The organism is Paenarthrobacter sp. AR 02 (assembly GCF_021538675.1).
GTDB lineage: Bacteria > Actinomycetota > Actinomycetes > Actinomycetales > Micrococcaceae > Arthrobacter.
In genome coordinates this window covers 1-262 of sequence record NZ_JAJUKH010000033.1, presented here as the reverse complement: position 1 = coordinate 262, position 262 = coordinate 1, and the positions used below count along the sequence as shown (strand labels likewise).

At 58.8% G+C, this 262-nt stretch carries 1 rRNA gene; it reads right to left on the bottom strand.

The features are described from left to right. Positions 1-110 (bottom strand): 5S ribosomal RNA (rrf, locus tag LRQ04_RS20525); the annotation flags it as partial. Positions 111-262 lie beyond the last annotated feature (152 nt).

The window sequence follows — 262 nt, the reverse complement described above, 5'->3', positions numbered from 1 at the left end:
GGTGTCCTACTCTCCCACACCCTCCCGGGTGCAGTACCATCGGCGCTGTGGGTCTTAGCTTCCGGGTTCGGAATGGGACCGGGCGTTTCCCCCACGCTATGACCGCCGTAACCTTGTTACCCGTCCCGACCCCGTGTGGGGGTGGGTGGGAAGACTGTGGTTACAACTGTGGTGCTTGGTTGTTTATTCAGTTGGTTGTTGGTTCCCGGGGTTGTTGGTTGGGAACCACATAGTGGACGCGTGCAGTGTGTTGTGTGGTGTA